Source organism: Mucilaginibacter sp. P1_A3 (assembly GCF_056406855.1).
Window position 1 is genome coordinate 81,708 of sequence record NZ_JBFTZJ010000004.1, and the last position, 26,499, is coordinate 108,206.

Here is a 26,499-nt window from a genome sequence, read left to right on the forward strand (position 1 = left end):
TTTAACCAATTTTAACCAATTTATAAACCTATTTGTCTATTTTGTACATTGTTAGTTCAAGTAAATGGAAGTAGTTTCCGCCACCCCATGTTTCTAATACTTTGAACCTGATATACCGGTATGATGCTAAACCAGCCGGGAAAGTGAATGGCTCGCCGGCTGCTGCAAAATCAGCGTCGGCCTGGCTATTTTGGCCTGTAGGTAAACCTGATGGTTTAACCGAGGTAAAACTGCCAAGCTTAACCCAGTTACTGAAATCGCCGTTTGAGGTTGGATTATTGCTTCCGTAAATTTCAAATCTTTTTGGATTTCCATAATTGTATAAGCCCGATGTGCGCTGCCATATTTTCATTTTAGCTAATGACGCCTGCTGCCCCATATCAAAAGTGAACCAGATAGGAAAATTCTGCCCCGGAGTATGGAAACCAGGTTCATTGGTACTTTTATCCCATAAATAATAGGTTTCCCAACCATACGCTGATGGCACATCGGTTGGCAGGTTGTATGCTTTAAACAATGATTTATCGCACTCTACAACATTGTATATTATAGGAAAATCGTCATAGTTTTTCACATCAAAAGCATCAACAGCATCCGCAACCGGCTTATAAGCCGACCGGTACTGAAGGGGCGTACCTAATTTATAATCTGTTAATGTTACCGAATTATCCTTCGGCCCGAATGATTTCTCGGCCGTTACTCCAAGTTTATTGGTATACTTTATGGTGGTAGATACGTTTCCTGTATCTGCCTTATTAAAATATAGTGTAACAGATCCATCGTCATTTAACTGGTACGGATTTGCCGTATTATAGGCCCGGTTAAACAGCGCTGATACATATACAGCTCCGTAAACTCTTACATTGTTGAGATCCTGCCCTACTGATGTGTTTCCATCATTATCATGAGCAATTATCCTGAAACTGTACACATACTCTTTTAAGCCGGGGATTGAAACCGTAATTGAATCTGCCGGACTATGAGATGTAGCGTTAACTATTACAGAGTCGAGACCGTTGTTCCAGGAAACCACATAGTTTTTGATACTTGGATCGGGACTTGGATGCCAAACCAGTAATACTCTTAAATTACCCGGATGGTAACCTACTCCTGTAGCCAAACCGGGATATATAACCTCTTTGTGATCTAAAAATTTCTTATAATCCGTATCATATTTTTTGCAGCCGAAGATTGCAAAGCCTATAACAAGGAGAACAGTAATGGTAAGTTTGATTTTCATTTTCTTAATTTTTAATTAACTACATACTGCATTACAACGGATTGCCCGATATGGTGATCTCCTTGGCATTTACATAATCAAGCCCTGCCCAGGTTTGGGTGCACTGAAAGCGGATGTATTTTACAGCCGGCGCAACTCTTGGCATTTTAAAATCAATACCATCTGCGGCAAAAGCAATATCGGCCTGGTTAGCCTGGCCCGGTGGCAAGCCCGATGGCGGATTTGGAAAAACAAAATTACCCATGTTTACCCAGTCGCCAAGTACGGTACCTTCAGGAGTGATGGTTGCAGGCCATGGCCCGTAATCCTGTGGGTTATCTTTAGTTGCACCCCATATAGTAAACTGCCTGCTATTTTGATAGCCATAAATATCTGGCAACCTGTTATACAACCTTACACGGCTTATTTTTGCAGTTACGCCCAAACCAAACGTACCTATCTTTAAACCATTGCTAAGCGTGTGCCATCCGGGATCGCCTTTGTTACCATCAAAGAAATATTTAAATTCCCAACCGTAACCAATAGGACTATCACTTGCCAGGTGGTAAGTGAAAAACTTGGTTTTATCAAGGGCTATTTCATACAAGGGTGTTAACGTGGTAAAAACCGTATCCGAAATATTTCCAAATCTATCTGTGGTAAAAACACCAAACTTTTTAGGTGTTGCCGGGAAACCAAGCGCAGAAACATTGATGGTATCTCCGCTTATATATTGAGGAGTCTGTTCGTCATAAACCTTGGTAGTTTCATTAAATGTGATAACGTGAATGGCAACCGGAACCTTATTGTGATTAAATCCAAAAAAGTTAGCGCCTCCAAAATCTGCCGTCGCTACCAAATTACTATTGATCAACTCGTAGTTAGGCGTTGTTGGGTTCACCTTCACCGTAACCGGATCTGACATGATATTGGCCCTGCTTACGGCATATAAAGTAACTGTATATTCCTTTGCCTTTGCAAATCCATCAACCATAATGGTATCGGTGTAGTAGCTGGCTTTGGTTTCCCTGCTTTTGGTATCATTTATATTGTATTTTGCCAAAACGTAAAGCAGATTTTTGGTATCGGGCAGGGTATAAGTAAGCCTCGCGCTGCCGTTTAAATTTTCAACCTTAACAGCGGTTATAGGACCGGGTTTTGTTTTATCGTTTGATACCACCTCAATGTTCGACTCCATTTTTTTGCATGATGCTAAAAGCATTACCAGCAAAACCGGGGCTAACATTAACCAGTTAAGGTACCTGCGGTTATTTATCTTTTTCATAATTTATATTTTTATATTAATCATTATAAACTTTCAAATGAATATCTATACTCCTACCAGTAAGGATTTTGGGTAAGATTTTCATTAACGATAACATCTGTTGTGCTTATAGGCCACAGGTAATCTTTTAATCCAAATAGCGGTAATACTACCGTTTGCGGGCGGTAATAATTAACCGAGTTACCCTCGTTAATATTCCAGCCTTGCAATGGTTTGCTCAATACATCCTGCAACTCTTTCCACCTGCGCAGATCCCAGCCTATCTGGCCTTCAAAGCTTAGCTCAATCCTTCTTTCCTGGTGAATTATCTGGCGCAAACCTTCTTTTGTATTAGGTTTATCAGGAGTTTTTGAATAGGTTGACCATGACGCCTGTACGCCGCCTAAGCCTGCCCTGTTACGTACTTTATCTATATAAGTAAGTACCTCCTGTGTTGGACCGGATGCCTCATTCAACGTTTCGGCATATAGCAGGTATAAACCTGATAAACGGATTAAGGGCATATGGAAAGCAATAGGCTGAAAGCTATCATCCATTACAGACTGATAGTTAGCCAGCTTTTTAGGCCAGTAACCTGTAATATTGGTAGAGTTAAAACTCTTTGGGCCCGATACTGCAAAAGGGCCGCGGGCTTGCACGTAATAAGCCTTATCTTCATCAACCACTCCATTACCAAACCAAATACCACCATCAAAACCGATGCTTGCATAAAACCGTTGCTCGCGGTTAAAGTGCAGTTTGGCTGTTTCGTAGCCCTGTTTAATATAATGCTTGTTGGCATCATCACCAGTTTGTGGCGTAAAACGACCTGCGTAATCAAATGTCTTATCTTCATTTATAGGCACGCCATTGTTGGTATAAAACAAATCACCTTCTGAAATAGGTACCGCCCAGTTTGAGGGATAGGTATTTGCCATACTAACAGATTTTGAGGTAAGTTTTGGTATGGTATAACCCTGGTAATCAAAACCATAATTTAAGGCCCATACCAACTCCGGGTTTTGTTCCCATTTTTCTGTAACAGCAGACTGTAGTGTAAGTATCTTCTTCAGTTCATCAGACACATTACCTATACCGGTTGTTGGCGCTGTATTATACAAGTGTAAGCCCTGTGCCTCACATTCGATGATAGCTGCTTTACAGGCATCGGCTGCTTTTTGCCATTTGGTAGCATCATAGGTAGTTGCAAAAAGGTTTTTACCATCATGATCTTTAAAGCTTACGTAATCGGGGTTACCGTTAAATAACGGACTGGCCTCTGTTGTTAAAACCTCGGCTTTTACAGACATGGCTATGAATTTGGTAATACGGCCAAACTCTTTTGCCTGGTTTTCAATTACCGGCGGCAAATCGGGTATTGCCTCATCAAGTAATGATATCACATAAGCAAATGCTTCATCTGTTGATGCTCTTTTGCGTTTTAATGATTCTGGCGGCGCGTCAATCGGGAAACTATCTTTGATTAATATAGTCGGTCCGTACATCCTGATCAGGTAATACTCATAGTATGCTTTCAGGAATTTAACTTCTGCAATCCATCTCTTTTTTTCAGATGCACTAAGATCAATCGGCTTATCAATGTTCTCGAGCATGATATTACACCGCCTTAAACCCTGGAAAATATTTACACTGCCAACATTACCACCCCAGTAATTAAGTACCGGGTTGCCGGTGCTTTGTACTCCCCTTATGAGGTTAAAACCTGCCTGGTCAAAGAAGTTAGTAATTAAATTATTGGGGTAGATAATTTCTGCCGAAGTAGTGAAACCTGCGTTGTAAATAACGTTTGATGTTTGCTGCATGGTTGAATAGCAACCAAAGAGGTAATTTTCAGCTTCATTTCTGTTTCTAAAGGCATAATCCAGTGTACCCACATTATCGGGGGCTACATCAAGGTATTTTTTACACGACAGGCCATTGAAACAAAGCACCGCGAGTAATATAAATTTATAATATGATCTCATATCGTCTGTTTTAAGCTGTTTATGATTATAAATTCACGTTAAGGCCAACATTGAAAACTTTTTGTATCGGGTAACCAAAACCATTTCCTGCCTGCTCCGGATCCCACATTTTGAAGGGGCTCCAGGTTAGTAAATTCAACCCGTTAAAGTAGATCCTCATGTTAGTTACCTTTAATGATTTTGATATCCGGGCTGGTAAGGTATAGCCTACCTCCAATGATTTTAATCGCAGGAAGCTGGCATCGCGCAGCCACCATGTGCTTGGCTGTAAGTTATTTTCAATCACTTTGTTTGATACACCAAGCCTTGGATAGGCGGCATACAGATCCTGGTGCTCCTCGGACCAGTGACTATCTGCAAAGCCCTGTAAAACCTGGGTATTACCATACACATAAGGATCAGGACTTGGGATGAAAGGACTCACCTTTCTTGGGTCAACAAAGAAAGATACCCTTGCCTGTCCCTGGAAAAATGCAGAAAGATCAAAACCTTTGAAACCTGTAGAGAAACCAAAACCGTAAACAATCTCCGGCGTTTGCGGGTAGCCTATAAACGCCTGGTCAAGATTATCTATTTTTCCATCATTATTTAAATCCCTGTACTTAATATCGCCACCCTGTGGGGCAATACCATTATCGCTAAACCTTTGAGTTGGCGAGTTTTTGGCCTCCTGATCATCAACAAACAATCTTTCGGCTATGTAGCCATAACCACGGCTTATTGGCTGGCCAATAAAATGCCTCCATGGCTCTTTGTAATTAGGCTCTTCAATATAAGTATACTTATTAGTTGAGTAGGTAAGGTTACCCCTGAAAGATGCCCACAGGCTGTTACTAAAGTTTTGTTTAAAATCTGCAGAAAGGTCGATACCTTTTGAGTCTGCTACGCCCAAGTTTGAGCTGATAGGCGACTCAAAACCCTCACTTGAAGGCACGTAGCGTTCACGCAATATATCGTACCGGTGATTTTTGTAAAACTCGGCAACAACGTTAAGGTTTTTTAACACGGTAAACTCAACTGCCAAATTGGTTTGCCTTGATGTTTCCCAGGTAATGTTCCTGTTTTCGTAGCTGTTGATAAACACCCCTTTTCGTTCGTAAGAGTTAGCAAAACCAAACTGCGAATAGTTAGGACCATCCTTCAGGTTAACATCAGATAAATAGAAGAAACGTTGTGAACCAATGGCATCGTTACCCACCAAACCAAAACTGCCACGAATTTTTAAGCGGTCGATAATGCCTGGATTCCACCAGCTTTCATTAGATAATACCCATGATGCACCAATGGTTGGGAAAAAGCCGTATCTGTGATTTTCTGAGAAACGTTCAGAACCATTGTAACCAAAGTTTCCTTCAATAAAGTACCGGCTTTTATAATTATATGTTAACCTGCCGGCTAAACCTAAGTTTCTGAAAGGTAAAGAATACTGCAGGGTTGTGATGTGCAGTTTTGGATCCTGCGCACTTGAATAAACGGTTTGCTGCGCGGTACCTATTAATGTAGCATTAATATTATGATCGCCAAGCTGCTTGCTATAATCAAGGGCTGTTTGTAAATAAAAGAAAGTATCTGCATTTGGCTCATTTTTACTGTAAGACAGGTATTCCTGTGCAACATTGTAGCCTGTAGGCTGTGGATTAAGCCAGGTTAGGGTATACTTATCTGTTGGCTTATCATATGAACCTATGTTGTAATAAAAGGGATTGTAAGCCAGCTGCGAATCAAAATACGAGTGCCTGTTGGTATTAAATATCGATCTGAATTTTAATCCGTTGGTTAAAAAACTCAGGTTTTGATTTAACTCCAATTGCGCCGACATCCTGGAATCTGACGAGTTTTTATGCCCGCGTAATAAGGCCGCATAAGGGTTATTATACAAAATGCTATTGCTGCTTGTACCATCTGCCGTACCTACGTTACCAAATAAAATGTGCTGCGCGTTGGTGTTTGCATCATCAGCCGGGAAATAAGCCGGGAAAAGAACCGGGCTTGTATGGATAGCTACATTATACAAATCGGACGCGAAGGATCCATCAGTGGTGATAGGGCCATTGTATTCGCTAAAGTTGCCCGATAACCTTACAACAAGCTCGGTAGTTTTGGTAATATTTATATTGATGTTTGAGCGGAGCTGATAGTTCCTGAACTTAACATTGTTATTGTTGTTATTATGGATATCTGATTTTAATACGCCATTATCCACATTATAAGTACCTGTAATGTAGTAACGAGCTAAAGCGTTACCACCGTTAATACTTAAATTGTTACGTTGTGTTGTTGCTGTCTTTTTAAACAGCATATTTAACCAATCAACAGCAGGATACACGTATTGGTTGCTGCCCGGACCTCCGTTAATGGTATTTTGGGTATTATTTATTTGACTCTGCGAAAATGGCAAAGGCAGTTTTGGATCACGCGTTAATGAAGCCTCGTTATACAAATTCATGTATTGAATAGGATCAACCAAATCCAACGTTTTAGTTGACTGCGAAGAAGAATACTCTGAACGGAAGTTAATTTTGGCGGGGCCTACTTTACCCTCTTTAGTGGCTACCAATATTACACCGTTGGCACCTCTTGCACCGTAAAGCGCAGTAGCACTCGCGTCTTTTAATATCGAAAAGCTGGCGATATCATCTACCTGTAAACGGGCGAGATCATTGGCCGATAACTCCACGTTATCTATCAGGATAAGTGGATCTTGCTTGTAACCAAATGTGGTTACCCCACGCACAAAGAATGAGGCATTATCCTGCCCCGGCTGTCCACTCCGTTGATAGGCTATAATACCCGCAGCCTGGCCTGCAAGGGCAGTGGTAAGGTTACTTGAGGGAATACGTAATTCGCCAGGTTTAATACTGGTTACTGATCCTACCAAAGCTTCTTTACGTTCCTTTTTACCGTATGCTGTAATTACTACCTCATCGGCTATTAGTTTATCCTCTTTAAGGATCACGGTAAATACTTTGTTTGTTGCCGAAACTGTAAATGTTTGCGGCTTAAAGCCAACAAACGATACTCTTATTACAGCGCCGTCATTAACATCAAGAATAAACCTTCCGTTTTCATCAGTAACGGTACCTACTTTGGCATTGTTCACTACAGCAACAGTTACCCCTGGTAACTTTATTTTTGTAGTATCAACTACTAAACCTGTAACTGTAATTTTTGATTGTGAATAGGCGGCACAATAAAACAATGATAATATAAAAAGCATTAAACAACGTCGCAGGTAAAATTGCATGGGCTTTTTACTAAATGTGTAAGGTTGTTTCATAAAATTGGATTCATAAAAATTATTTTAATCAATTGGTTTTAATCAAATCGGCTTATTAATAATCCGCAGGACTATTGAGGGAATTATGAGCTACAGATACTTGTTGATTTATTTGGGCTTTAATAATAAACGCGGGGAATTTCTTCATCAAAATGCATAACTATCCCCTAAAGGTTAGCCAAAAGCGCCACGTACCTTATTATTTATAATTGATTGTCCTGTTTTCCCCCTTAAGGTTAAGAGTCAAAATCTTTACATACTTTATGGGTTTAGTTAATAATTGGTATTGTAAATGTAGGTGCCGGGAGTGCATCAAAAAATGGATAAACTTTCAAAAAAGATGGATAATTTTCTGATTATTTCGGTCAAAGTTGTTTTATCCATCAACAAGGTTATTTATAATTGCACAGGCGAAAAAATTTATTTGCAGATAGATTATTGTCGGGGCGGAATTTGACCATTGAATTTTTGTCCATCAATTTATTAACGCATAACCGTAACGGATCATCCATTTATCGCACAACAACAATCATTATTGCAAATAAAAGGGTAGCTACCGTGTAAAGTACAGGCATTAATCATTGATGATCTACTCAAACGCTTAAACCGTACCGAATTTATAGACGATGGTTTCCTGGTACACATCCCCGGGCAGTAATATCGTAGAAGGGAAATTAGCATGGTTAGGGCTATCCGGATAATACTGACATTCAAGGCATAGTCCATCAAAGGGTTGGTATGCGCGTAAAAAATTGCCATGAGGCTTACAATCAAGGTAATCGCCAGTATAAACCATCACCGAAGGGTAAGTTGTAAACACCTCCAACTTCCTGCCTGATGTGTTTTCGGTAAGTTTTGCCGCAGGTTTAAGCACATTATTATCGGCGTTTTTCAAAATGTAGCAGTCATTAAAACCCGTTTTTACACCGTCAGTTATCATTTTACCCAGCATAATCTCACCTGTTAAAGCCTTATTACCAGCTGCTTTTATCTCGCCCGTAGGGATATAGCCCGCATCGACTTCTAACAAGGCATCGGCATAAACTTTAAGAGAATGGTCAAATATCCCGTCCCCTTTTGCCGATAGATTAAAATAAGCATGATTAGTAAAATTAGCTACTGTTTTTTTATCAGAAGTAGCTTGATAGCTGATATACAATTCATTATCATCAGTCCATCTGTAATTTACTACCAGATGAAGATTACCGGGGTATCCTCCATCACCATCATTACTGTGCAGGGTAAAAGATATACCCTCATCAGTTATTTGATGATCAAAAACCTTAGCGTGAAAACCGGCAAAGCCACCATGATTGGAGTTAGCACCATCATTGGCGTCCAACTTATAAATAACACCATCCATAGTGAATTTAGCCCCCCCTGTTCTGTTGGCAAAACGCCCTATAGTTGCGCCCATATAGCATTCATCAGCTATATAACCGGCTAATGATGTATAGCCTAAAACCACATTATCGTATTTATTTTGATTATCCGGCACTACGGCAGAAACTAATGTTGCGCCATAGTTTGTAAGTTCGATGTATGCGCCATTGGCATTTTCTAACTTAAAAAGATAAACTTTAGAGCCAAAATATTCGCCCCATTCCCGGCACGATACCTTAGTTTGGCTTTTGTTCATGATTTTGTGGTGTTATAGGTTAAGATAGATTATATTATTGTTAAAACGACAAATATTAAACACAAACTTTCAGCTTGTTAATTCTTTACATGAAGGTTTATTTTTTCGTGTCAATTTGTATTTAGATAGCGAGACGCCGGTTACTTTGCTAAACAGCCGCAAAAACAATACTGATCATTAAAGCCAAGGTCGGCACATGTGGTTTTGATGCTTTTATCAGCAAAATATATCCTGGCTTGAGTTGTGATTTATTTAGGCTGAAGCATAAGCTTAATAAGCCGGGTAAATGTTTGCCACATCAACCCGGCTGAATATTGTAAACCCTTTATTAATAATTGGATACGTTTAATTGCTGCCTTGCCATCTCCAGGTGAGATTTAGCCCCGGCATGCATAGCATCAAGATCAATAACTTTGATAAACATCGCTTGTGCGGCCTCAAAGTTATCGAGCCCCAACATACCCAAGCCCTGTAAAAAGTAAGTATGAACGCAGTTGCGCATATCCAGGTCGTCATCAAAAATCAATAAGTTGGGCAGTGATACGGCGAAGTAATCTATCTTCACCACATCGTTTTCATGGGCTTTACCGTAGGCCAGCAGTTTGTTGAATATTTGCGTGGCTTTTTCTTTATTGCCCAATTTTTCCCAGCTTAAACCCTGGTAAAAAATCTTGTCGGGCTGCTGATCATTATAAAACACAGCTGCAGATGGCTCATCCAAACCAACAGTTGATTGTTTATAATACTCATTTGCAGCTTCTGTTTGGTTTAAGCCTTCATAAGCGCAACCCAACCAATAATCAATATCGTTTTCCTGTGTGCCGTACAATTTCCCTTCGCCCAAATTATGAGGATAGCTTTTTGCCGCGTTGAGATTGGCAATGGCCTTATTATATTCGCCTTCGCCCAGGTATTTTTTGGCTAATTGCACCATACTAAACACACACTGACCAGAAGCTTTGCCTTCGCCGCCCTCCCATGGATGAAACTGACGGTCCATCAATAATCCAAGCGCTTTTTCATATTCGCCTGCCAAATTAAGCAGGGTAACTCTTTCCAGGTAAACGTCGTCACGCTGCAAAGCTACTTCCAGGTTATTTTCTAAAAATTCCGAACGTTTCTCTGTAGGATAGTTCAGTCTTTTATAGAGCTGATCCAACTCCATCAAAACCCTTGCATCAGTAACATCCAGGTAAAATGCCTTTTCAAAATAAGCAAGCGCTTTTACCTGGTCATTTTGCTTGTTAAAATAAGCTATAGCCAAATTCCTGAAAACAGTAGGGAAATTTTCATCCAGCTTTGCCGACGTTTCCCAGTAACTTACCGCTTCGTCATACTGGCGCTTATCATAAAAAAGGTTACCCAAATAATAGGGAGCTTTGGCATCTGCAGCATTCACTTCAATAGCAAGCTGCAATATATTCACTTCGTCCAGTCGGTTAGGAAAGCACAGGTAAGAATCGGCAGCAGCAGCCTTTTCAAACCATTTTTTAGCGTCATCCCCCAAACCACTTTTATGGCTAAAATATCCAAGGCTATAATAAACCATTGGGTTATTGCCCTTTTCTTTTAGCGTCAGTTTCAGTAACTCAACTGCTTCAACGTATAAACCCGCTGCAGCATAATCCAACGCGTATTCTATAAAATTCTGATCATCATTTCTTGAGAGTGCTAACAACTTATCAAGGCATTTTTCTACCTGTTCTACGTCACCTGCCTGTTTGTATACCTGTATTTTTTCAAAAATAGCACCAAGATTAAAGCCGTCCCTATCCAAAGCCACATCAACAAACTGAAGGGCCACATCAAACTGCATAAGTTTACGCAGTGCGGCCGCTGCTATCACGTATGCCTTGCTGTTATTGGCGTTCCTATCCAATGATTGGGTAATATGGTCCAAAGCCAATGAAAAATGACCGCGGGCCATATCTATCTGCGCTACCGCAAAAAAGCCGGTATCTTTCCAGGCATTGCTCCATGTAGATTTATAAAATACAGTATAAGCCTCATCTGCACGATCCAAATATTTGAGACATAAACCCAAATTGTAATATGGTTCGCTATCATAAGGATTAGGATTACGCTGAATACTGGTTTCTACCGCTTTTCTTAAAAACGGTTCGGCTTTCGCGAACTGGCCTTTGCGGATATACCATTTACCCAGCGCGTTGTTATTACGAATATCTGTAGGCTCACGGCGCAATGCTTCCTCATAATATGGTACCGGGCTATAGGTAGCATGGCGATATTGCTCCAGGTGCTGGGCTGTCAAAAACAACTGTTCAACGCTCTCTACCGCTTCGGGTTGCAAAGCGGGTTTGGCCGCGGTTGGCAATTCGTTTTGTTTGTTTTTGGCAGGCTCGTATCTTAATACTTCCTGTTTATTGTCATTAGTGATGATGAGCAGCAACTCATTTTCGTTCACATCAGCCGTTAGCTCTCGTACAAAAACATTTTCGGGAGTGATGGTAGCGCTTTGCTTAAATAACTCTTCACCCTGATGAGTCAGGCTGATATTCAGGTTTGGCTGTGCCGAAGTTACCTGTATTTTGATGGTTACCTTATCGCCTGTTTTGCTTAAGGCCAATAAAATATCTTTCGATGCATTTTTCACCATACCCAATTCCCTGTACGGCAAAAAGTACTGGGTAAATGTTTTTTCTTCGTAAGGCATCAGCCAGCTAAAATCGGGCTGATTATCGGTGAATACACCGGTCATCAGCTCAATGTACGGACCATCCTCATCAGTAAGATTTCTGTCCCAGGCCTGGCCAAAATCGCTGTGGCCCCAGGTCCATTGTTTTTTACCAGGCGATACATGATGATTGGCCACGTGCAACAGGCCCGCCTGTGAGTCATGCTCATATCCACCCACAAAATCATAGTCAGAATTGATAGCCATGTATGAGGTTGGCACAGGTATGTTTTTATACATCGAGATATCTGTACCCGGTGAATAATCAACCTTATAATAGGTACCGGTAGCTATCGGAAAATCAGACACATCGCGTTTGCCATGGTCAAATACAGCATTCACATCAGGTGGAAATACAGATTGGTAATAATCATTCACCTTAACAGCCGGATTTGCCCACCATAAAAATGTTTGCGGCAGCGCCGAGCGGTTAAACAGCTTTGCTTTTATTTCGATATAAGCCGTATCCGGGCGTAAGGTAAAACCCGCCATCCCCTTGGTATGAAACATGCGTTCCACCTCGTTAACCCAAACGGTTTTACTGCCATCCGCGTGCTCTTCCAGCTTATAATCAACCGGATCAAAGGTGCTTGGGCGGTGATGCTGGGGCCAGTTAAACTCAATACCACCAGATATCCAGGGACCAGTTAAACCCACCAACGCGGGCTTAATTACCTGGTTGTGATAAATAAAATGCCTTTGTTTTATTTTATCAAAAGCCGTTTGGATACGACCTCCCAATTGGGGCAATATCATCACCTTCAGGTACTTATTTTCCAGGAAAAGACCAGTGTATTCCTTGTCTTCTTTTTCATCGGCAATTTTTTCAATTACCGGGTTTGGATAAACCACCCCGCTACTGCCCTGGTATACCCGTTTTTCAAAAAACATAGGGTTTTTATCTGGCTTGCCAACACTATAGGTGGGGATAATTACTTTCTCTTCCCAAACGGAAACAGTTGAATTTTGCATACTATACTATGTATTTATTAATGTCTTATTAAATTGTCTTCTAATTCCTCTAAAGTTTGGCCTTTTGTTTCCTTTACTTTAGCCTTTACAAATAGGAAACCAGCAAAGCAAATACCTGCGTACATATAAAAAGGGCCATAAGTACCTAACTTTTCGGCCAGTATCGGAAAAGTAAAAACCAATATAAAATAGGCTAACCATAAGGATACAATAGCTACTGATGATGCTACACCCCGAATTTTATTTGGAAATATCTCGGAAATAAGTACCCAGGTTACCGGAGCTAACGTGAACGAGTATACGCTGATAGCCAACAATACAAATGTGGATAGAAGTATTACCGACGCATGGTTTTGAAGTAAAAAGGCGAGTACGATAAATGATATAGACAAGCCTATCGAACCTATCAGCATTAATGGCCGCCTGCCCAGCTTATCAACCATAAACATGGCCAAAACTGTAAAAACCAAATTTACCACGCCAATAAAAACAGTCTCAAGTAACTGGTGATTTACGCTTGAACCAGCGGCCTGAAAAATGGTTGACGCGTAATTGAAAAGTATATTGCTGCCGCAAAACTGTTGAAACACAGCCAGCGTGATACCCACAACAACCGCTGGGCGAACAGCCTTTTCAAACACCATTGCATAGGATTGCTTGGTGGCCCCAATCAGTGATTTCTCAACAGCTTTAAAGGTGGCATCTGCAAAATCCGGAGATCCTATTTTATTCAATATCACTTTTGCTTTATCCAGCTGACCGGATTTCATCAACCACCGTGGACTTTCGGGTAGCCAGGTAACCCCAATGAGGAATACGGCAGAAGGCACAGCTCCTAAACCAAACATCCAACGCCATGAATCGGCCCCGTGATCGGCCAAAAAATAGTTGACCAGGTTGGTAATAAGTATCCCTATAACCACTGTAAGCTGATTGATGGCCACATTGCGCCCCCTAACCTCGGCAGGCGAAACCTCGGCTATGTACATTGGGCAAAGCATAGAGGCCATACCTACACCTATCCCGGCTGCAAAGCGCAGGATTAAAAAGTAAGTTAGCGTAGCCGAAAACGCAATCCCGATAGATGATATAGCGAAAATTAAAGCGGCTATAATCAACCCAGGTTTGCGGCCATAGCGGTCGGCAATATTACCTGCAAGCAGGCAGCCAACTATACAGCCGAGGGCCAGCGAGCCGGTCAAAAAACCTTCCCATACCGGGGTAAGTGCAAATTGTGTGCGCAAAAAAGGCAATGCGCCGGATATCACCGCAAAATCAAACCCGAAAAGGTATCCCCCGAGGGCCGAGATAAAGGAGATGCCGATAATGTAACTACTGTTAAAGCTTTTTGAACTACTCATTTTTTAGGTTGTATGTATTAATTGGGATAGGCATAATATCAAATTTATTTTCAATGATCAATTTATTGGTACAAGTTTTATTAATACCGCATCGGCCGGGGCCGCGCTTAAGGTAACTTCGGGTACATCGGCCTTTAATTCGCCAATAACAGCATTTGATAAAAAGTCTCTTAACTCATATTTTTTATGCGCATCAAGATGCAGGGCTTCTCTGCTGAGTACCTGCTTAAAATCGTTTTTCAGGTCGAAATTAAACAAGGCCAACATGGTGTTATCACCGGGCAGGTAAAATGATAGTTGCTGATCAAATGTTTCACCATCAGCAGTTTTTAATGGGATGAACGCTTTGGGATCACTAAAGAAAGCGGCGATATTTTTATTGTTTAAAAACTCCTGTGCCCTATAAGCCGCAAGCGGGTTCCTAAAATCAGATCCATCGCCCAGGATGCTCCCCATCACCATCATGGCATATAAGCGCACCTTTATTTCCTGCTCGTTAAGATCAGGATTTCTCTGGAAGTTTTTCATGATGCTTACATCCAGGTTGGTATACGGGAACAAAGTACCCTGAACCCAGCCCATATGCGATCCGGTGGCTAATGATGATTCGGTACTACCCCAGCCCGGAAAACCCTTTTGATCATCGCGCAAGTGTGAATATACATCGGTAGATACAAAACGGGTATGTGCATATTGGTGCGGAAACAGCGGCGAAATAGCCTGCGTGATAAAAATATCTTTACCCATAACGGAATCAACCAAATGCCTTAGCGTTTTCATCCCATAATTATAGGCCTGCATCCCTGTGCGTATATTTACATCGTAGCGTCTTGTTGTTTCCAGCGCGCCGGCTGTAAGAAAATCAATCTTTAAAAATTTAGCGTTGATAGCTTTGGCCTTTTTTAGTTGCTGAATGATGTACAAACGGATGGCAGGATGTGTTGGATCCATAGCGTATGCGCCCCATTTACCATCTTTGTACATGATGGGCTTGCCTTCTTTATCATGCAGCAAAACATCTTTTAAATCATAATTTGAACCGGGTACCTTTTTACCGTTAATATCATCTTTCCAGGCCCACATGGCAAAAGGGATAAAATAAAAACCCATTTGCTGGCCATTTTTAGCACCATACTCGCCTATAGATTTTAAAACTTCGGTTGAGTAAATTCCCTGGTCGTATGAATCAATACTCAATACCGGTTTTGAATACGTGCTGAAATTGGGCATAGAATGTATAAAATCCGAGATTTGTTCCACAGCAGGGGGCATCATTACTCCCTCGTAACCCAATACACCTTCCACACCAAAGCTATTCCAGTAAACCGGCGCATAGCCCTTCCAGGTTTGCTTGCCATTGATGATTGAGTTTACTCTGCCATAATCTAAAAACGCGTCATGTACATTGGCCAATCCGCATAAATAAATAGTTGGGGAGCTCACCGTTTTACCCAGCATAGTACCATGTTCTGTATGATCATGGGTACCATCCAAACCACCGTACGCCGATTTTAAAGATGGATTATCAGCTGTGGCTACGCCACCAAAAACCTTTAACGAATCAACATAGCCCAGTTGGGTACCTGTTTGATAAGCTAAGCCTGTTTTCCAGAAATCATGGTTCACGCTACCTATAACCAGGCCGGAATTTTTCAACTGATCATAAATGGCTACAAATTCATAGCTGATGCCAGTATTTTTAGGTGAGTTTGCTTTGGGCCAGCTTCTTTCTAATGTTGGTGTCCAGTCGTCATTATCAAACGGAACATCCAGGATACGGGGCTCGGTACCGGGGATAAATAGTTTGCCTTTATAGGCCGGAATGATAGCTATAGGGCTGATATCCCTGGTCTCGATGGGTTTATCTGTACTTGTGGCGCTTACATTGATCAATGCATATGGCTTGTTTTGATATAGCGTAAAGCGCTGTATCAAAACAATTTTATGGTTACCATCACTATGCTTTACGGTAAGGCTGATGCCTTTGCCAACGTTATCATTGATTTGTGCAACTTCACAATTGTGCGTTGAGAAATCGGTAGTTGAAAAATTACGGGAATTTAAATCCGATACATAAGCAACAGTATTATCCATCCGCATCCCGTTGGCAAATAAATAACTAACCGTACCTGTAAGTTTATCAACGCTGATTTTCAATTGCGGGTTGCTGATGGTAGTGTTATCCGCGCTTTTTTGAATAGGCTGCGCATATAGTACACTTCCCGATATTGTTAAAATAAGCGCGGCAACAAAACGGTTTAGTTTTATCCAGCTTAATTTGTACGTGCTAACTTGTAAGTTAAAGTGCTGCATTTAGTTTAATTATGTTCTATTATTGATGTCTTTATTTAAAGCTTTCCAAACTGTCCTTATCCCTTAGTTTCGATGCTATCGTCTTGTAAAAAAACAACGCTCAAATTCCCGCGTAATCAAAAAAAGGAAAAATCAGGAAGCATTAAATGTTGACTGTATCACTAATTGGTTGCGATGTAAATCTCATGGATTAAATGAGATAATAAAATAGGTAATATTATGATAATGATGGACTTTATTACGACAGGAAGCTAAAAGTTTATTTGCAACTTATATACCTTATATGATGGTATTTTAAGATTTTTTATGAATGTTTGTATTTCAGGGATAACCAATTAATCTAAAGATTAAAATACAATAGCATTCATAGTGAAAAAATGATCAAAAATACTGTTCTAAGGCGAAGAGATGGTTTTGAGGGGCAAAAGCTTATTGTATTGCCTAAAAAGATCATTACCAATTTTTTAAGCAAAGACCTGGTGACCAAACAGATCTACATCACTGATATTGGATACTACCCCAAAGCAAAGCACCACTACGCCGAGCGCCCCAATGGAATAAATCAGCATATCATTATTTATTGTACCGAGGGTTACGGCTGGCTGGAGATCAATAAGAAAAAAGTGGAGGTATCACCATCGCAATTTATTGCTATACCTGCCAATACGCCACATAAGTATGCAGCCAACATGGATAAACCATGGACAATATACTGGATACATTTTAAAGGCGAAATAGCTGCATTTATAGTGGAACTGATCCTGAAAAACTCTGAAAATTACAAACCGTACCTATCTTTTAATGAAGACCGCATAAAGCTGTTCCAGGATATATGTTTTAACCTGGAGAAAGGCTACAGCAGCGATGCCTTGCGCTATGTAAACATGATATTTTCGCACTTTTTGTCATCATTGATCTATGAGGATAAGTTTAACCATGTTGATGATAAGCCGGCAGATGATGACATTGTGGAAAAGACCATCAACTACATGCAGGAAAACATCAATACCATGATCAGGCTGGACGACCTTTCCAACTATGCAAAATTATCCACCTCCCACTATTCTGCTATTTTCAGGGCTAAAACAGGCTACTCGCCAATAGAGTATTTTAATCAGTTAAAAGTTCAAAAGGCTTGTCAGTATATTTCGTTTACATCCATGTCTATCAAAAACATAGCCTTAAGTTTGGGGGTAGAGGATCAATATTATTTTTCAAGAATGTTTACTAAGTTGATGGGAAGCTCGCCTAACGAATACAGAAAGAAAGTTAAAGCAAGCTAAAAAAGGCTAAAAGCAAAAGGCTAAAAGTTGAAAGCTTTCAGCTCAACCTGGTCCAATTTATTAATATCTGTAAATCTTTAGTCTCCAGTTTTTCGCTTTAGGCTTTCAGCTTTTTGCCTTAAGCATCCCCCCTATTTGAATTTCGCAAACATTGGATTGATGTATGCAAACCGCCCGGTATTTTACCATTTACCTTTGTACTATCAAATTAAAACAGAAAAATGGAACCAACAAATAAAATAGCCCTTGTAACCGGTGGCAGCCGCGGGTTGGGCAAAAACATGGCCTTAAGCCTGGCTAAAAAAGGCATTAACGTCATACTTACCTATCACAGTAAACAGGACGAGGCACAGGCAGTAGTGGCCGAAATTGAGAAAGCCGGTCTTAAAGCCGCGGCTTTACAACTCAATGCCGGCGATGTTAAAAGCTTCGATAACTTTTTTACCGGGGTAAATGCAGTGCTGAAGGATACTTTTAATACTGATCATTTCGATTTTTTAATAAACAATGCAGGTATTGGCGTTGGCGCTTCTTTTGCCGAAACTACGGAGGAAGATTTCGACCTGCTTTTCAATATTCATTTAAAAGGCGTATTCTTTTTAAGCCAGAAAGCGTTGCCAATTATTAATGATGGTGGCCGCATCATCAACATATCAAGCGGCTTGGCCCGTTTCAGTATGCCGGGTTATGCAGCTTATGCATCAATGAAAGGCGGTATTGAAGTACTAACAAGATACATGGCTAAAGAATTAGGCGCACGCAAAATTGCGGTTAATGTAGTTGCCCCCGGTGCTATCGAAACAGATTTTGGTGGTGGCCTGGTACGCGACAACCAACATGTAAATGATCATGTTGCCGGTATAACCGCATTAGGCCGAGTTGGCTTACCTGACGATATTGGCGGTGTAGTTGCATTTTTATGTACCGAAGAAGCCCGTTGGATAAACGCACAAAGGATAGAAGTTTCGGGCGGAATGAACCTTTAAGAAAATCATTTTAACCTCTCGGTTTAAATAAAAAACTCCCGGTTGGCATCCGGGAGTTTCAAAAACAAAAATTCAAACCAATAAATTAACTAACCTTTTACAACTTTTTGTACGTTAATTAAAACGATAGGGTTACATTTTGTGAAAAATATTTTAAATACTGGTAATCAGGCAATCTGATTAAGTTTTGTTTAATTAATAATTAAATTCTGGATGGTGCAACACCATAAGTTTTTTTAAACGCAAACGAAAAATGTGACAGATCCTCGAAGCCCAGATCGAGGTAAACATCTGACGGGGCCTGCCCTTTTTCTTTAATAAGATAATGAGCCTCCTGTAACCTGCGCTGTTGCAACCACCTGCTGGGCGTAACATGAAATATCTTTTCAAAATCGCGCTTAAATGTGGCAAGACTACGGCCTGTTAAATAAGCAAACCGATTAAGGTGAACATTAAAATGGTAGTTTTTATTCATAAAACCCTCCAGATCTATTTTACCGGGATCGCTAAAATCAAATAAAACATCTTTGAGCCCGGGATTTGCCTGGAGTAAAATCAGGATAGCCTCGCGTAACTTTAAACGTTGCAGATCATTACTGATAGTATGCCCTGTTTGCTGGTAAGGCAATAATGACTCCATAAAGCTTTTATAAAGAGGATCGGGCTTTAGGCTAATAAATGAATCCCCGGTATCGTGCTTATCCGATTGATAACCATATTCAATACTGAAATTACGTAATGTCTCCTGGTCAAGATAAACAGATAAGGCCTTGTACTCGCCATTTAAAGGAGGCTGCTTTACAAACTTAACCAGGTGGTTACGTTTGCTCAATCTAAAATCGCACTCTTTTACTGTATATGTTTTATTATTTGCATCGCTTATGGTGAGCGAGCCCGCTATCTGGTAGCTAAAAACATGCTCGGGCACAAATTGCTCGCCTTCCCTGCTCCTGGCTATGTAGCAGGAATAGTTTATTTGCCGCAGTACCTGTTCTTTTTCTTGTTTAAGCATGTAATTCAAATTTACAAATAATAACAGTACAGGATTATTTACCTCTACTGTTATTGTTTATTGATAATTTATTTTTTAAGGTTGAGGTATGCTTTACCTTGTTCAGATTCAAAGAAATTATCTGCCTCATCATGATCTGTTGAGATACTCACATCGAACCACTTTTCCAGCTCGGCCAGCTTTGCCGCCTCAGAACTTTTCACAATAGCTATCCCTTCGCTGCCCAATATCAAATGCAAAGGTGGCTTTGGTTCCTTAATAATATCGATCATTACTTTGGCAGCCTTATCAGGATCGCCCACGGGTACAAATTTTCCACTTTGAAAAAAGTCGGCCCTTTTACCTACAGAATCTTCATAGCCTTCAATAGATTTTGCATAGGTCATCGAGTCGCCTGCCCAATCTGTACGGAAACCACCCGGTTCAATCACAATTACTTTTATCCCCAAAGGTGCAAGTTCCTGGGCCAAACCCTCGCTAAAACCACTTAAACCAAATTTAGCCGATTGATAAATAGTAACGCCTGCTGAACCAACCCTGCCCCCAATGGAGCTGATCTGCAATATATGGCCCGACCGCTGCTTGCGCATATAAGGTAACACCGCACGTGTAATAGCAATAGGAGCATACAGGTTTGTTTCCAGCTGGCTGCGCACCTGCTCATCTGTATAAGCTTCTGCGGCGCCTGTGATGCCAAACCCGGCGTTATTCACCAATACATCAATGCGACCAAAGTGTTGTATTGTTTTTTCAACCGCGGCATTTATTTGATCCTGGTTGGTTACATCCAGTTGAACAGGCAATAACTGGTTAGGATATTGATCTGCCAGATCCTTTAATTGTGCTATATTACGTGCTGTTGCCGCTACTTTATCGCCATTGGCAAGTACTGCTGCTGTAAGGCTTCGTCCCAATCCGCGGGAGCTGCCTGTTATAAACCAAATTTTTTCCATGTCTTTTTTACTTTTTTGTTACAACAAATATCGGGCGTATTTACAACCTTAACTTTGTTAAAAAGCTCAAGTTACTTTGTTAAAAAGTGCATAAAATCAAACAGCCTATCTCCCGCCATAATAAAAGGCAAACTATTTACAATCAAAAACTTATCTTTAGGCTGCCTGTATTATGATGAATCAAACTCAAGCTAATGGCGCCAGATACCACTAAAGCAACCCTGTTTCCCATACTGCTGGTAAACTTTATTGATACCCTTGGCTTTAGTGTTGTAATCCCGTTTTTGGTGGTTATTGTTTTAAAGCTGGGCGGCAATGAGGTGGTATATGGCTTTATGAGTGCAACCTACTCTGTTTTTCAGCTGATAGGTGCTCCCATCCTGGGCAATTGGTCTGACAAGTTTGGGCGTAAAAAAATATTGCTCCTGAGCGAGGCCGGAACTTTTTTGGCATGGCTCATATTTTTAGCCGGATTAATTATACCTAACCACCAGATAAAGCTAACCGACACTTTTATATTTAGTCTCCCTTTACTACTCATCTTTTTAGGCAGGGCGCTTGACGGCCTCACCGGCGGTAATATGTCTGTTGCCAATGCTTACGTAGCAGATATTTCTGTAAAGGAGAATCGAAAACAAAACTTTGGGCAGATGGCCGCGGCATCAAATATGGGTTTTATTTTGGGGCCATTAATGGCTGGTTTATTAGGAGCCACCATATTGGGCAACATATTACCTGTTATAGTTACCGCGCTTATTTCGTTGGTGGCATTACTGGTAATCTGGTTGCGCATCCGTGAACCACAGGTTAAAAAAGAAGACGCCACTACTCTCTCCCCCCTCGTAAAACAAACCAATTTAAAAGGATTAAAGGAAGTGTTTAAACTACCTTATGTACCCTATTTTTTGATCCTTTACTTCCTTATATTTTTAGGCTTCAATTTTTTTTATGTTGGCTTTCCGGTGTATGCTGCCGGGCAGCTGCATTGGAAAGTATTAAAACTGGGCATCTACTTCTCCTTTTTAAGCGGGATGATGGTTTTAGTAGAGGGACCGATATTAAGTTTTATCGCCAAACGCGTTTCTGGCGCGGTTTTGGTCATTACCGGCAGCCTGATCCTTTGCGCCTGCTTTGTGCTTTTAAAATTCAATAACGAAGTACTCATCTATTCCTCTGCCTTTCTTTTTGCAATTGGCAATGGCCTCATGTGGCCTTCATTTATCGCTTTGCTATCCAATACCGGGAATGGGCAGGTGCAAGGTAAAATACAGGGCTTCGCCGGCAGCGCTGGTAGCCTGGCCAGTATCATTGGGCTCATTAGCGGGGCGTTTTTGTATCATACACTGGGATCAAACCTTTTCCTGGTAACGGCTGCCTTTATGTTGCTGATCGCATTCGCGGCTATACCTTTGATCAGGATCGAGAAAAAAATGTGAGATCAGAACCTCTGATTAATTATGAAGCGGTTTAAAATACATTTAGATTATTTATGTATTATATAAAAATCATTGCCCTTGACTAAAGTCAACGGAATAATAAGTGAAAAACAAGGGGCTTTAGCAAAAATGTCGCTTGAATGATTGGGCTGAAGCCCACAATGATAATTTATTTTACCGTTCACTAAAGTCAACGGCAATGAATAATCTTTGTTTTTAAACAGCTTCTGATTCTTTATTGATCAATGTACCGGTTTCAAACATGCAATTACCGCTTCAATAACCCTTTTTGTTTCCTGCGGATCGCGAACCTGGATACAATCGGCGCCGGTGGTTCGGGCGGGATAATCGTTGCCGCCGTCAAAAAGAGCATCACCCATGAACAGCATTTCTTTGATGGATATTTTCAACATATCGCGAAGTTTGTACATCCCGTATGCCTTATCAATTCCCGGCTTGGTAACATCAATTGATGTAGCACCGCCCAGGTTTACCGCAAACTCCGGGATCAGCTTATCAAGAATCACTTTAATCTTTTTGCGCTTTTTAAAGTCGGGGTCCCAGGCTTTTTTGGGCTCCAGGGGGGCCTTTTGCCCAAGTGCCGAAAAAGTGATCTGGCTATCACGATCTTCAACTGTATCGCCCCAGGTCTTTTCCGCTTTAAATCCCGATTTTTCCACCGCTTGATTTAGTGACGCGGTAATCTTTTCCTTTTCTTCCGGTGTAAAATCTTCCGAATAGATCTTTTTCCATTGGGATGCCTTGTACTGATAAAACTTGGTTCCGCAGGTTGGCAATATAGATAAGTGAGTTAGCTTGCTGCCTTTGGGCAAATGTGCTATTACCTGCTTTTCAAACTGGGGCCAGTCGCCGCCAGATATGATAGCCACCTGGGCTACTTCCAGCAAGCCGGAAAACAGCAGCGCCATTTCCTTATCTATCGCTGCCTTGCTTTCGGCAAGGGTGCCATCCAGATCAAAAACAATGAGTTTTTTCATGTTTTAATCCAACGGATGAGGAGGAGATTGGTTTTAATTTACTCCTCCATTTTGCATATAGCTTAAAGTACAGTACGTGCTTAAAGCATTTCCAGCTTGGCAAAAAAATCATTAAACATCAGGCTAATATCCAGGTGCTGGTAAACCCTAATGTTTCGGCCATTGGCATTATACTCATAGGCACCTTGCGCGTTTATCCGCGGGCAGGGTTTAAGCACATAATCGCTGCTTGAAGGATCGGCCTCAAAGGAGGATTGCAAAGCGGTAAGCAACACCAGCGGGCTATCGCCTAAAATATAGGTTTCGCCAATATTAAGGTGGTATTGCTGTAAGCGAATCATGAGGTTTTCAAGAACATTGTTTAGGTATTTCCCTATCTCGCCATGAGGTTTTATCCGCGTTTGCAATTTCGAGTAAGGCAACAACGCCTGGCGGTAAGCATTGCGGGGTATCTGCCATAATTTTAATTGCGGCTGGCTAAAAATAACCCTCGCCGCAGCAATGTCAATATTAAGATTGTATTCGGGATTTGAATAATTAGGTGGCGGTAGTGCCAGGTCGCTGTATTCGGCGCCGCCTATCCAAACCAATGTAAACTTGCCGGCTATCTGCGGGTTGGTTAAAACAGCCGAAGCAACTTCGGTAAGGCCAGCGCCGCAAAGCACATATAAGGGCAAGGAAGTATCAGTACGTGAAGCCTCTTTGATAATAAAATCAACTGCCGCGCTTTTAACCGGGGTACTATCATTAAGCATCCCCGTGTTTGATCCGGCAATTACTGGCATCCGGCCATTCATCTTCATCATGGTTAGCAGTTCGATAGCTTTTTTAACAGCATTATCTGCCTGGGTTTTGGAGTTATCAAACCCATCCCCCACTTTAAGGTGCGAGCCAATAATGCCCCTGATCTCCACCGACGGTGATAATAAAAGATGGGTAAGCGCAAATAAGCCATCCGGATCGCCACTAAAATCATTATCAATAATAACCCGCATTCTGGCAACAACAGGCTTGCTATTAGCGGCCGTTTGCGCAAATGACATGGAGGGCAGCATAAAAAGCAGCAAAAGGCTTATTATTGATAGTTTTCTTATCATGAGTTTAAATTTAATTGGTTTACTATGGCAATATAAACGTTTTTTGATAACCATGTACTTTGCCACATTGATAATAGCAACAAGAACCATTAATGAATTTGAGACTTGTTGATTGTTCCCTTTTTAGATGATGCCAATTCCCGTTACCTGTTCAAAGGATACTCATTTACCCAATGAAAGCCACGCCGCAGCAGTAAAAAATTATCCAGGTCGTATTTTTTGAGGTTGATGGTCAGCGAATCTCTGTCCCATTTGCCTTTCAGCAGCAAATCGCCATTTTTTGCTTCGGTGTAAGTTAAATAGTGCTTGTTCACCGTATCTGCATATGTATTGATAGTAATAACATGTTTCTTCAGGTCGGGTTTAAAGCTGTAATTTTTTGAACTATCGTTCATGAATTTAATCTGCGCATTATCTGTATAGCTAATCACCAACTTGCGCCAGCGGTTGGTATCTGTAGTAAGCGGCGCAATGGTATCCTTGTTTCGCACAAAGCTTTGCACATCATAAATGCCATAAAAAGGTGGCTTTTTAGCCTTATCGCCATAGTATTTGGCGGCTTGCAAATTACTTATGGTATACCCAACCAGCACATACACTATAAAAACATATTTAATACAACATAGGGTGATGTTTTTCCACCTCTCCTTAAAACTGTGTGGAGGTATGTTTGATGGTGGGGCTTCCCTGTTTAGCAAAAAGAAATTAATTAAACGCCGCGCATCCTTAACCAGCAAAAACAACGACATTATTACCAGCATGGTTGATAACAACTTAACCGGCACATCAAAACAATAGTTTATAGCCATAATATTGCCGGCAACCACCACGCCCAAAAGTGCACCAAGGGTTGTTGTTTTGCGAAAAAGCAATAACAAACCACAGCTTAACTCGCCTATACCTGTAAAATAATTAAAGCCTTTGGAGTAGCCCATATACGTCCAGGCCAGGCCCATGGGCGACGCATTGCCAAAGGGTTCCAACAGGCGGGCGGGAGATGGCGATGGAAACTGCAGTTTAATCACTTTTATAAAGCCATAGGTGAGCATGGTGATAGCCACATAATAACGCACAATTACGCAAACCCAATAAAACAGCTTGTTATAATTGCGGGCCTTTCTGTCAATAACCGACCAAACACCGGCACATAAACCCGCCACTACCACGCTAAACAATATAATGAGGTAATCATAAGTGGTATCTCCGCTGCCATTGGTAAACACAGTTATGGGGTTGGCCATGTGTAATACGTGTGCGGCCAGCCAGGGAATTAGTTTATGAAATGGTTGGATATAGTACCGGGAAGCTGCATTTAAAAATGGTATTGTGCCATTGGGATTAAACAATATGTACAGCAAAAAAAACACCAGGAAAAACCTTAATGCTATTTTTTGCGCACCAGACCAGTAAATGGGTTCAGTAGCGGCAGTGGTAGTCATATTTTATTGCGATGATTTAGTTTAGGCTAAATATAATAAATCAGGCAGTAAATTATTGAAGGGCAAAAAATTAAAGGGCGTAAGTAGTATCACGCATCGCGCCAGGATGAGTCTGCCGCCCGGTTTTGGTACATACCGGTTGTAAAAGAATCAACAGAAAATCACCTGCCACCTCATTTCAAAAAGGTGGAAGGTTGTTAAATATTTAAATCAGTACCGCTGTGGATACTCCCGCTTCGGCCATAAACAGTCTGTTGATAAACGACCAAATAATATCAAACAAGCTACGCTTTTTTACAGGATCAATAACAGGCACTTCAACTGGCGGCTGATCATCCGGCGGGGAATCAAGTTCCTGCATTTCAACCAGGATACTTTCTCGTATGGCGGGGTCGCGGTTCACAATATCATCAAGTTCGGTAAGTTCGTTAAAAGTGGCAGTGCCACTCCTTTGTCTTTTAATCAGGATGTCGAAACGGTCTTGCAAAAATGTACGCCGTTCCAGTTGTTTATGATGCTTCATGATGCTATCCCTTAGTGAACAACATGAAGCAAAGCGAATGCCATGGT

At 41.1% G+C, this 26,499-nt stretch carries 17 protein-coding genes; 3 read left to right on the forward strand and 14 right to left on the reverse strand.

Annotated features, from left to right (window positions below; genetic code table 11):
- Window positions 1–28: 28 nt before the first annotated feature.
- The 8 genes from AC1D0K_RS09215 to AC1D0K_RS09250 form a co-directional block, all read right to left on the reverse strand.
- Window positions 29–1,240: a DUF4998 domain-containing protein gene (locus AC1D0K_RS09215; RefSeq protein WP_477390961.1), complete on the reverse strand. Its 1,212-nt coding sequence runs from the start codon at window positions 1,238–1,240 to the stop codon at window positions 29–31.
- 31 nt (window positions 1,241–1,271) lie between these two features.
- Window positions 1,272–2,504 carry a DUF4959 domain-containing protein gene (locus tag AC1D0K_RS09220; RefSeq protein WP_295717099.1) on the reverse strand — a complete coding sequence of 411 codons (1,233 nt, stop codon included), beginning with the start codon at window positions 2,502–2,504 and terminating at the stop codon, window positions 1,272–1,274.
- 53 nt (window positions 2,505–2,557) lie between these two features.
- Window positions 2,558–4,468: a RagB/SusD family nutrient uptake outer membrane protein gene (locus AC1D0K_RS09225; RefSeq protein ID WP_477390958.1), complete on the reverse strand. Its 1,911-nt coding sequence runs from the start codon at window positions 4,466–4,468 to the stop codon at window positions 2,558–2,560.
- Window positions 4,469–4,493: 25 nt separating this feature from the next.
- On the reverse strand, window positions 4,494–7,685 hold the full coding sequence (locus tag AC1D0K_RS09230) for a SusC/RagA family TonB-linked outer membrane protein (protein ID WP_477390956.1): 3,192 nt from the start codon (window positions 7,683–7,685) through the stop codon (window positions 4,494–4,496).
- Between the two features lie 661 nt (window positions 7,686–8,346).
- A complete protein-coding gene (locus tag AC1D0K_RS09235) occupies window positions 8,347–9,384 on the reverse strand; it encodes an aldose epimerase family protein (RefSeq protein ID WP_477390954.1) in 1,038 nt (345 codons plus the stop codon).
- Window positions 9,385–9,712: 328 nt separating this feature from the next.
- Window positions 9,713–13,051, reverse strand: coding sequence for a tetratricopeptide repeat protein (locus AC1D0K_RS09240; RefSeq protein ID WP_477390952.1), 3,339 nt, complete (start codon window positions 13,049–13,051; stop codon window positions 9,713–9,715).
- Window positions 13,052–13,068: 17 nt separating this feature from the next.
- Entirely contained in the window at window positions 13,069–14,412 is a 1,344-nt protein-coding gene (locus AC1D0K_RS09245) for a sugar porter family MFS transporter (RefSeq protein ID WP_477390950.1), read from the reverse strand.
- 57 nt (window positions 14,413–14,469) lie between these two features.
- On the reverse strand, window positions 14,470–16,725 hold the full coding sequence (locus tag AC1D0K_RS09250; RefSeq protein WP_477390948.1) for a hypothetical protein: 2,256 nt from the start codon (window positions 16,723–16,725) through the stop codon (window positions 14,470–14,472).
- Window positions 16,726–17,102: 377 nt separating this feature from the next.
- On the opposite strand from AC1D0K_RS09250, the gene AC1D0K_RS09255 reads away from it, so the two are divergent.
- Both AC1D0K_RS09255 and AC1D0K_RS09260 read left to right on the forward strand, forming a co-directional pair.
- Complete coding sequence (locus AC1D0K_RS09255; RefSeq protein ID WP_477390946.1) at window positions 17,103–18,008, forward strand: AraC family transcriptional regulator; 906 nt, start codon at window positions 17,103–17,105, stop codon at window positions 18,006–18,008.
- Window positions 18,009–18,229: 221 nt separating this feature from the next.
- Window positions 18,230–18,994, forward strand: a complete 765-nt coding sequence (locus AC1D0K_RS09260) for an SDR family NAD(P)-dependent oxidoreductase (protein ID WP_477390943.1) — start codon at window positions 18,230–18,232, stop codon at window positions 18,992–18,994.
- A gap of 202 nt (window positions 18,995–19,196) precedes the next feature.
- On the opposite strand, the gene AC1D0K_RS09265 is transcribed toward AC1D0K_RS09260, so the two are convergent.
- Window positions 19,197–20,006: a helix-turn-helix domain-containing protein gene (locus AC1D0K_RS09265; RefSeq protein ID WP_477390941.1), complete on the reverse strand. Its 810-nt coding sequence runs from the start codon at window positions 20,004–20,006 to the stop codon at window positions 19,197–19,199.
- Window positions 20,007–20,074: 68 nt separating this feature from the next.
- A complete protein-coding gene (locus AC1D0K_RS09270; protein ID WP_477390939.1) occupies window positions 20,075–20,959 on the reverse strand; it encodes an oxidoreductase in 885 nt (294 codons plus the stop codon).
- Window positions 20,960–21,153: 194 nt separating this feature from the next.
- Between AC1D0K_RS09270 and AC1D0K_RS09275 the strand changes: the two genes are divergently transcribed.
- Window positions 21,154–22,395: an MFS transporter gene (locus tag AC1D0K_RS09275; RefSeq protein WP_477390937.1), complete on the forward strand. Its 1,242-nt coding sequence runs from the start codon at window positions 21,154–21,156 to the stop codon at window positions 22,393–22,395.
- A gap of 242 nt (window positions 22,396–22,637) precedes the next feature.
- Here AC1D0K_RS09275 and AC1D0K_RS09280 read toward each other — a convergent pair whose 3' ends face one another.
- The 4 genes from AC1D0K_RS09280 to AC1D0K_RS09295 form a co-directional block, all read right to left on the reverse strand.
- A complete protein-coding gene (locus AC1D0K_RS09280) occupies window positions 22,638–23,393 on the reverse strand; it encodes an HAD-IIB family hydrolase (protein ID WP_477390936.1) in 756 nt (251 codons plus the stop codon).
- A gap of 80 nt (window positions 23,394–23,473) precedes the next feature.
- On the reverse strand, window positions 23,474–24,490 hold the full coding sequence (locus AC1D0K_RS09285; protein WP_477390934.1) for a nucleoside hydrolase: 1,017 nt from the start codon (window positions 24,488–24,490) through the stop codon (window positions 23,474–23,476).
- Window positions 24,491–24,633: 143 nt separating this feature from the next.
- Entirely contained in the window at window positions 24,634–25,929 is a 1,296-nt protein-coding gene (locus AC1D0K_RS09290) for a DoxX family protein (protein ID WP_477390932.1), read from the reverse strand.
- Between the two features lie 205 nt (window positions 25,930–26,134).
- Entirely contained in the window at window positions 26,135–26,452 is a 318-nt protein-coding gene (locus AC1D0K_RS09295; protein WP_477390930.1) for a hypothetical protein, read from the reverse strand.
- Window positions 26,453–26,499: the final 47 nt, after the last annotated feature.

Coding starts and splice junctions, on each gene's coding strand:
- AC1D0K_RS09215 (WP_477390961.1), bottom strand. CDS start 1,240: ATGAAAATCAAACTTACCATTACTGTTCTCCTTGTTATAGGCTTTGCA.
- AC1D0K_RS09220 (WP_295717099.1), bottom strand. CDS start 2,504: ATGAAAAAGATAAATAACCGCAGGTACCTTAACTGGTTAATGTTAGCC.
- AC1D0K_RS09225 (WP_477390958.1), bottom strand. CDS start 4,468: ATGAGATCATATTATAAATTTATATTACTCGCGGTGCTTTGTTTCAAT.
- AC1D0K_RS09230 (WP_477390956.1), bottom strand. CDS start 7,685: ATGCTTTTTATATTATCATTGTTTTATTGTGCCGCCTATTCACAATCA.
- AC1D0K_RS09235 (WP_477390954.1), bottom strand. CDS start 9,384: ATGAACAAAAGCCAAACTAAGGTATCGTGCCGGGAATGGGGCGAATAT.
- AC1D0K_RS09240 (WP_477390952.1), bottom strand. CDS start 13,051: ATGCAAAATTCAACTGTTTCCGTTTGGGAAGAGAAAGTAATTATCCCC.
- AC1D0K_RS09245 (WP_477390950.1), bottom strand. CDS start 14,412: ATGAGTAGTTCAAAAAGCTTTAACAGTAGTTACATTATCGGCATCTCC.
- AC1D0K_RS09250 (WP_477390948.1), bottom strand. CDS start 16,725: ATGCAGCACTTTAACTTACAAGTTAGCACGTACAAATTAAGCTGGATA.
- AC1D0K_RS09255 (WP_477390946.1), top strand. CDS start 17,103: ATGATCAAAAATACTGTTCTAAGGCGAAGAGATGGTTTTGAGGGGCAA.
- AC1D0K_RS09260 (WP_477390943.1), top strand. CDS start 18,230: ATGGAACCAACAAATAAAATAGCCCTTGTAACCGGTGGCAGCCGCGGG.
- AC1D0K_RS09265 (WP_477390941.1), bottom strand. CDS start 20,006: ATGCTTAAACAAGAAAAAGAACAGGTACTGCGGCAAATAAACTATTCC.
- AC1D0K_RS09270 (WP_477390939.1), bottom strand. CDS start 20,959: ATGGAAAAAATTTGGTTTATAACAGGCAGCTCCCGCGGATTGGGACGA.
- AC1D0K_RS09275 (WP_477390937.1), top strand. CDS start 21,154: ATGGCGCCAGATACCACTAAAGCAACCCTGTTTCCCATACTGCTGGTA.
- AC1D0K_RS09280 (WP_477390936.1), bottom strand. CDS start 23,393: ATGAAAAAACTCATTGTTTTTGATCTGGATGGCACCCTTGCCGAAAGC.
- AC1D0K_RS09285 (WP_477390934.1), bottom strand. CDS start 24,490: ATGATAAGAAAACTATCAATAATAAGCCTTTTGCTGCTTTTTATGCTG.
- AC1D0K_RS09290 (WP_477390932.1), bottom strand. CDS start 25,929: ATGACTACCACTGCCGCTACTGAACCCATTTACTGGTCTGGTGCGCAA.
- AC1D0K_RS09295 (WP_477390930.1), bottom strand. CDS start 26,452: ATGAAGCATCATAAACAACTGGAACGGCGTACATTTTTGCAAGACCGT.